The organism is Mycolicibacterium arseniciresistens (genome assembly GCF_030519285.1).
Classification (GTDB): Bacteria; Actinomycetota; Actinomycetes; order Mycobacteriales; family Mycobacteriaceae; genus Mycobacterium; species Mycobacterium arseniciresistens.
Genome location: NZ_JAUMSQ010000264.1, coordinates 1 through 7,142 on the forward strand (window position 1 = coordinate 1; position 7,142 = coordinate 7,142).

Annotated in this window: 7 protein-coding genes and 1 pseudogene; 3 read left to right on the forward strand and 5 right to left on the reverse strand. The window is 70.3% G+C overall.

Features of this window, described 5'->3' with window-relative positions; all coding sequences use genetic code 11:
* Positions 1 to 706 (reverse strand): annotated as a pseudogene (locus tag Q2100_RS24745) (PucR family transcriptional regulator); the annotation flags it as partial.
* 83 nt (positions 707 to 789) lie between these two features.
* Between Q2100_RS24745 and pruA the strand changes: the two are divergent.
* Both pruA and Q2100_RS24755 read left to right on the forward strand, forming a co-directional pair.
* Positions 790 to 2,418, forward strand: coding sequence for an L-glutamate gamma-semialdehyde dehydrogenase (pruA, locus tag Q2100_RS24750; RefSeq protein WP_302916182.1), 1,629 nt, complete (start codon positions 790 to 792; stop codon positions 2,416 to 2,418).
* A 1-nt stretch (position 2,419) separates the two neighbouring features.
* Positions 2,420 to 3,379, forward strand: a complete 960-nt coding sequence (locus Q2100_RS24755; protein ID WP_302916183.1) for a proline dehydrogenase family protein — start codon at positions 2,420 to 2,422, stop codon at positions 3,377 to 3,379.
* Positions 3,380 to 3,465: 86 nt separating this feature from the next.
* Here Q2100_RS24755 and Q2100_RS24760 read toward each other — a convergent pair whose 3' ends face one another.
* From Q2100_RS24760 to Q2100_RS24775, 4 genes are all read right to left on the reverse strand, one after another.
* The gene (locus Q2100_RS24760) at positions 3,466 to 3,966 is read right to left on the reverse strand and encodes an Rv2253 family sensor-like surface protein (RefSeq protein WP_407667685.1); all 501 of its coding nucleotides are present in this window, start codon (positions 3,964 to 3,966) and stop codon (positions 3,466 to 3,468) included.
* A gap of 50 nt (positions 3,967 to 4,016) precedes the next feature.
* The gene (locus tag Q2100_RS24765; RefSeq protein WP_302916184.1) at positions 4,017 to 5,675 is read right to left on the reverse strand and encodes a nucleobase:cation symporter-2 family protein; all 1,659 of its coding nucleotides are present in this window, start codon (positions 5,673 to 5,675) and stop codon (positions 4,017 to 4,019) included.
* Between the two features lie 68 nt (positions 5,676 to 5,743).
* A complete protein-coding gene (locus Q2100_RS24770; protein ID WP_302916185.1) occupies positions 5,744 to 6,142 on the reverse strand; it encodes a YybH family protein in 399 nt (132 codons plus the stop codon).
* A 57-nt stretch (positions 6,143 to 6,199) separates the two neighbouring features.
* Entirely contained in the window at positions 6,200 to 6,739 is a 540-nt protein-coding gene (locus Q2100_RS24775) for an NUDIX domain-containing protein (protein WP_302916186.1), read from the reverse strand.
* 41 nt (positions 6,740 to 6,780) lie between these two features.
* Between Q2100_RS24775 and Q2100_RS24780 the strand changes: the two genes are divergently transcribed.
* Positions 6,781 to 7,142: AMP-binding protein (locus Q2100_RS24780; RefSeq protein ID WP_302916187.1), on the forward strand; the 362-nt coding region annotated here is incomplete at its 3' end.

Here is a 7,142-nt window from a genome sequence, read left to right on the forward strand (position 1 = left end):
GATCGCCGGCCGAGGGCAGGTGGACGCCCACGGCGAGCCGCGGCCGCAGGCCCAGTTCGGGGCGTTCGGCGACGCGGACCACGTCGCCGCCGGCGCGCAGCGAGTCGAAGATGCCCCACTGGCCGATCCACTCGAGGTGCTCCGGCGGCCCGGCGCGGCCGAGGATCGACAACCGCCGCAACTCGTCGGCTTCGGCATTGGAGGAGGAGTACGCCAGCACATGAGAGGCGGCATCCTCGATGCTGACCAGGCCGCGGGTGCGATCGGCGATGGCCTGGGCCAACGCGAAAAGATCTGTGCCGCCGGGTAACTGCGTGTCGGACAGGTCATTGCGGTGGTCGAAGATGTGGTTCACCAGCCGGTAGAGCCGCTCCCACCTGGCCTGCGGGTCCACCGCCACCACGGCCACTCCCGCCGCGCCGGCATGCTCGATCAGCCGGGGCGTCGGCGCCTTGACGAAGATCGCGACCGGTGGCCGGGCCTGACCGGTCAGCCAGCGCGCGGCCGCGTCGTCGGGCACGCCGAGCAGGAAGAACAGATCGGCACTGCCCGCACCGAGCGCCAGCCCCAGGCGGACGTCGTCGGCGTCGACCAGGGCGACCGACCCGACCGGGACATCGAGGCCGCGCGGCGCGTGCTCGAGGCCGACCATCGTGCGGTCCAGCGCCAACAGCAGCTCACCGAGCGGGATGCGGGCCGACGGCATACTGTCCGATTCTATAGCGGCAGCCGCAATGTCTTGGCCGATCGGCCAGTCTGCCGGGCGTCCGCTTCGGGGATCCTCATTCCATGGACGCCATCACCGATGTGCCGTTGCCGGCGAACGAGCCGGTGCACGACTACGCCCCCGGCTCGGGTGAACGCACCCGCCTCACCGACGCACTCTCGGCACTGGCCGCCGACCCCCTCGACCTGCCGCACGTCATCGGCGGCGAACACCGGATGGGCGGCGGGACGCGCATCGACGTCGTGCAGCCCCACCGCCACGGTGCGCGGCTCGGCACGCTGACCAACGCCGAGCACACCGATGCAGGCGCGGCCGTCGACGCGGCGATCGCCGCCAAGGCCGGCTGGGAGGCCACCCCGTTCGACGAGCGCGCCGCGGTGTTCCTGCGCGCGGCCGACCTGCTTGCCGGCCCGTGGCGGGAGAAGCTCTGCGCCGCCACCATGCTCGGCCAGTCCAAGTCCGCATACCAGGCCGAGATCGACGCGGCGTGCGAGCTGATCGACTTCTGGCGATTCAATGTGGCGTTCGCCCGGCAGATCCTCGAACAGCAGCCGCTGAGCACCCGCGGCGTGTGGAACCGCGCCGACTACCGGCCGCTCGAGGGGTTCGTCTACGCGATCACCCCGTTCAACTTCACCGCGATCGCGGGCAACCTGCCCACCGCCCCCGCCCTGCTCGGCAACACCGTGGTGTGGAAGCCCTCGCCGACACAGACGTTCGCGGCCTACCTGACCATGCAGCTGCTCGAGGCGGCGGGCCTGCCGCCGGGGGTGATCAACCTGCTCACCGGAGACGGTCAGGCGGTGTCCGAGGTGGTGCTGAGCGACCCGCGGCTGGCGGGCATCCACTTCACCGGATCGACGGCGACGTTCCAGCACCTGTGGCGCGAGGTCGGCGCGAACATCGACCGCTATCGCACCTATCCGCGGCTGGTGGGGGAGACCGGCGGGAAGGACTTCGTGCTCGCGCACACCAGCGCCGATCCCGACGTGCTGCGGACCGCGCTCATCCGCGGTGCGTTCGACTACCAGGGGCAGAAGTGTTCGGCGGCCTCGCGGGCGTTCGTGCCGCGGTCGGTGTGGCAGCGGATGGGCGACGACTTCCTCGGCGCCACCGAAACCCTGCGCTACGGCGACGTCGCCGACCTGACGAACTTCGGCGGCGCGCTGATCGACGAGCGCGCGTTCGCCAAGAACGTCGCAGCGATCGAGCGGGCGAAGAGCGCGCCGAACGTGACGGTCGCCGTCGGCGGCGAGTACGACGACAGCGAAGGCTATTTCGTGCGGCCGACCGTGCTGCTGTCCGACGACCCAGGCGACGAGTCCTTCAGCACCGAGTACTTCGGGCCGATCCTGAGCGTGCACGTCTACCCCGACGGCGAGTACGAGCAGATCCTCGAGACCATCGACGCCGGCGCCGCCTACGCGCTCACCGGCGCGGTGATCGCGACCGACCGTGCGGCGGTGCTGGCCGCCCAGACCCGGCTGCGCCACGCGGCGGGCAACTTCTACGTCAACGACAAACCGACCGGCGCGGTCGTCGGCCAGCAGCCGTTCGGCGGTTCCCGCGGTTCGGGCACCAACGACAAGGCCGGGTCGATGCAGAACCTGCTGCGCTGGACGTCGGCCCGGTCGATCAAGGAGACGTTCGTCCCGGCCACCGATCACCGCTACCCGCACATGGGCGCCTGACATGGGCGTCTTCCAGCGGGTGGCCCGGCCGGCGATCCTCGCGGCCGGCCGGTCCAAGCGGTTGCGCCGCACCGCCGAGCGAATCCCGTTGACCCGCAGCGTGGTACACCGGTTCGTGCCGGGCGAGACGGTCGACGATGCGCTGAGCTCCGTTGCGGCGCTGCGCGAGTCCGGCCGGATGGTCAGCATCGACTACCTCGGCGAGGACGTCGCCGACACCGAGGCCGCCACCGCCAACGTCGACGCCTACCTCGGCCTGCTCGACGCGCTGGGCCGCCGCCGTGACACCGGTTCGACGGTGCGGCCACTCGAGGTGTCGCTGAAGCTGTCGGCGCTCGGGCAGGCGCTGCCCCGCGACGGCGAGAAGATCGCGCTGGAGAACGCACACACGATCTGCGGGCGGGCCCAGCAGATCGGAGCGTGGGTGACCGTGGACGCCGAAGACCACACCACTACCGACTCGACGCTGTCGATCGTGCGCGAACTGCGCGCCGACTTCGACTGGCTGGGCACGGTGCTGCAGGCCTATCTGCGCCGCACCGAGGCCGACTGCGAGGACTTCGCCGCCGCCGGGGCGCGGATCCGGCTGTGCAAGGGCGCGTATGACGAGCCGGCGACGGTGGCCTACCGCGACGCCGACGAGGTCACCGACTCCTATCTGCGTTGCCTGCGGGTGCTGATGGGCGGCTCGGGCTACCCGATGGTGGCGTCCCACGATCCGGCGATCATCGGCGCGGTGCCTGCGCTGGTGCGCGAACACGGCCGCGGCGTCGACGATTTCGAGTACCAGATGCTGTACGGCGTGCGGGATCCCGAGCAGGTCCGGCTGGCCGAGAGCGGTGACCCGGTGCGGGTGTACGTGCCGTTCGGCACCCAGTGGTACGGCTACTTCGTCCGCAGGCTGGCCGAGCGTCCGGCCAACCTGACGTTCTTCCTGCGCGCGCTCGCCGAACGCCGCTGACTCCGCGCCCGCGGCGCATTGACATTGCTCACAGATCGCCGCGACAGGCGAAATCGTGATCTGAGTGCAAAGTCAACGCAGAAGCGTCAGAAGACGGGGGAGGCGTCGACGGCCATCTCGACGGAGCCGTTGCACGGACCGCCCTGGATGTCGGTGCGCCAGTTGCCCCGTAGGACGCCGTCGGAGTGCGGCGCGTACCACGCCACCGAGCGGGCCGGCGCCCACACCTTCTCCACACCCGGGCCCTGATAGCAGTCCCACTGCCAGTCGTAGACGTGCACCCACTTCTCGCCGTCCCAGGTGTAGCGCGGCGGCTGCGGCAGGGTCGGGTTCTGCGGCTTCGGCCCGCCGACGACCGTGGCGACGCACCGCCCCGTCGAGCAGTCGGTGGTGAACAGGTACACGTCGCTGAAGGTGGGCTCCCACTGCTGGGCGGCCAGGCTCGTCCCGGTCTTCTCGGCGGCGTAGCGCACCAGCGAATACCGGCCGGACCACACCTGTCCCGCCGCCTGAGCGGTGGAGGGAGTCACGAACGCGGCCACGGACACCGCGGTCAGCAGGACCGTGCCGAGGCGGCGAATGTGCATCGTCCCACCGTATGACGGTGAACGCCGGGCAGCCGGTTACGCCACGCCCGCTACTCGCGACTGCGGCGAGAGAACCGGCCCTCGGTGACCTCGTCCCACTTCTGGCACACCGCTTCGACCCGCGGGTCGCCCTGCTGCTTGATCCACTCGCAGGTCTCGACGTCGGTGGAGGGGTTCGTGACGATGATGGTGTGCAGTTCGGGCCGCGCCTCGGCGAGCTCGCGCAACTGCTGCGGCGGGGTCGATGGGTCGGCCGCCCGCAGCGCGTCGAGCGGATCGGGCAGCGCGCCCCTCGGCGCGTCGTAGGCCGCCGGGGTGTCGTCCTCGTCCGGGGCGGCTCGGTGGCGGTTGAGCAGAAGATTGAGCGCGATCGCCGTCACCGCTCCGGCCGAGATACCGGAATGGAAGATCGTCTGGAACCAGTCGGGGAACTGGTGATACAGGTCGAGCGAAACGTTGACCGGGCTGTCGGCGAGTGCCCGGTCGGTGTAGTACAGCTTGGCTTCGGTGAGCATCGCGACGCCCACCGAGATCGCCACCACGAGCACGTTCGTGTTGTCGAACCGCACCTTCGCCAGGGTGCGCACGCCGCTTGCCGCGACCATCCCGAACAGCGCCACCCCGGCGCCGCCGAGCACCGGAAGCGGGATGCCCTCCACCACGGCGGCCATCTTCGGCAGCAGGCCCAGCAGCACCAGGATCACCCCCGCCGCGGTCGCGACATGGCGGCTGCGCACGCCGGTGATCGCCACCAGGCCGACGTTCTGCGCGAACGCCGTGTACGGGAACGTGTTGAAGACGCCGCCAAGCACCGTGCCGAGACCGTCGGCGCGTAACCCGTCGGCGAGCCGTCGGGGCGTGATCTTCTCGTCGACGATCTCACCCACCGCCACGATGTCGCCGGTGGTCTCGGTCATGATCACGATCGCGACGATGAGCAGCGCGATGATCGAGCTGATCTCGAAGGTCGGCAGCCCGAACTGGAACGGTGTCACCACGCCCACCCAGCCGTACTCGCCCATGTGGCTCCAGTCGGTCATCCCCAGCGGGATCGCCACGACCGTGCCCACGATCAGGCCGAGCAGGATCGACACCCGCCGCACACTCTCGGGTGCGAAGCGTTCGAGCGCGATGATGACGGCGAGGGTGAAGAAGCCCATGCCGACGGCCTTCGGGTCGCCGAATTCGGGGCCCGTTCCGCCGCCGAACCAGCCGGCGGCCACCCGCATCAGCGACACCCCGATGATGAGGATGATGGTGCCCGTCACCAGCGGCGGGAAGAAGCGGATCAGCTTCCCGAACACCGGCGCGAGCGCCATCATGAACAATCCGCAGGCGATGACGGAGCCATAGATCGTCGTGATGCCGTGGTTGGCGCCGATGGTGATCATCGGCCCGACGGCCGCGAACGTGACGCCCTGCATCAGCGGCAGCCGGACCCCGAACCGCCAGAAGCCGACCGCCTGCACGATGGTCGCGATGCCTGCCACCAGCAGGTCGGCCATGATCAGGTGCACGATGTCGGACTGCTCGAGCCGCCCGGCCGCGACCATCGCCCCACCGACGATCAGGGGCACCGCGACGGCGCCTGCGTACATCGCGAGCACGTGCTGCAAGGCCAGCGGCACGAGCCGGCGCAGTGGCGGGATGTCGTCGACGGGGCGGCCGTTCGCCCTGCCCTCGATGAGCGTTCTGGTCAACGTGGTCATGGTGCACCCATCTTGAGGTGGCGCTGTTTCGCGGCTTTTCCGCGCCGATGACCGTTGTATTACTCCGGTCAGCCGAGCATCGGGAAGGAATGGTGTTCGTGGATGACCCGCCAGCGGCCGTCGACCCGGCGCAACCCCACCGTGATGCGCAGCCGGTTCTCGGGATTGGTCTCGAATTCCTCAGGCTTGCCGCACCGCAGCAGGCCCCACGCGAAGGCGACGTCCTCGCCCGCGGTGACGTCGAGTTCCTCGATCTCGAACTGCGCGCCCTGGCGGATGTATTCGAAGAACGGCGGCCACGACGCCCGGTACTCGTCGATGCCGCGCACGCCGCGATAGGGCGGCGGGACGTCGAACATGACGATGTCGGGGTCGTGGCCGCTCAGCACCCCGTCCTGGTCGCAGTCGCGGATCGCGGCGGCCCACCCGGTGATGACCTCGCGGATCTCGGTGTCGTCGGTACTCATGGCGTTTTCCTTTCGTCCTGAGTGCTGACCTCACCCGGCCGCCCGAATCATCGGCGGCTAGACGTGCTCGCTGAGCAACAGCAGGGCCCACGCGGCGATCGACTGGGCATCGGTGATGTCGCCGTCACGCATCATCTTCTCGACCTCGGCGCGGGAGAACCATGCGCTGTGCATGTCCTGCTCCTCGTGCTCGCGGTCATGGTCGCCCTGCGTGACGCCGGTGGCCAGGAACACCCACCCCCGCTGACTGCTCATCCCGGGCGCGACGTCGAGCCGGCCCAGCAGCGTCAGCGTCGCCGCACGCAGTCCGGTCTCCTCGCGCAGTTCGCGGGCCGCGAGCGGTTCGGCGTCCATCGCCGCCATCCCGGGCGCCGTGCCCTGCGGGAATTCCCAGCGCCGCAGGCCGAGTGGATACCGGTACTGCTCGACCAGGGTGAACCGGTCGCCGTCACGCGGGATCACCAGCGCGTAGGTCGGCTTGTCGACCACTGCGTAGATGCCGGGGCTGCCGTCGGGGCGGCGGATGTCGTCCTCGCGCACCGTCAGCCACGCGTTGCGGTACACCTCGCGAGATCCGACGCGCTCGATGGAAGTCACCGGCACAGTATCGCCGAACCGCGGCGAGTAGCCTCGCTGGCGTGTTGCTGGCCTCGCTGAATCCCGCCGCGGTCGCCGGGGGAGCCGACATCTCCGACGCGGTCCGGATCGACGGGGCGGTGCTCAGCCGCAGCGATCTCGTCGGCGCCGCGACCTCGGTGGCCGAGCGTGTCGCCGGTGCGCACCGGGTGGCGGTGCTGGCGACGCCGAGCGCGGCGACGGTGCTGGCCATCACCGGCTGCCTGATCGCCGGGGTGCCCGTGGTGCCGGTGCCCGCGGACGTCGGCGCCGCCGAACGCCGCCACATCCTCACCGACTCGGGCGCCCAGGCCTGGCTCGGCACACCGCCCGCCGATGACGGCGGGCTGCCGGTGGTCCCGGTGCGGATGCACGCGCGGTCGTG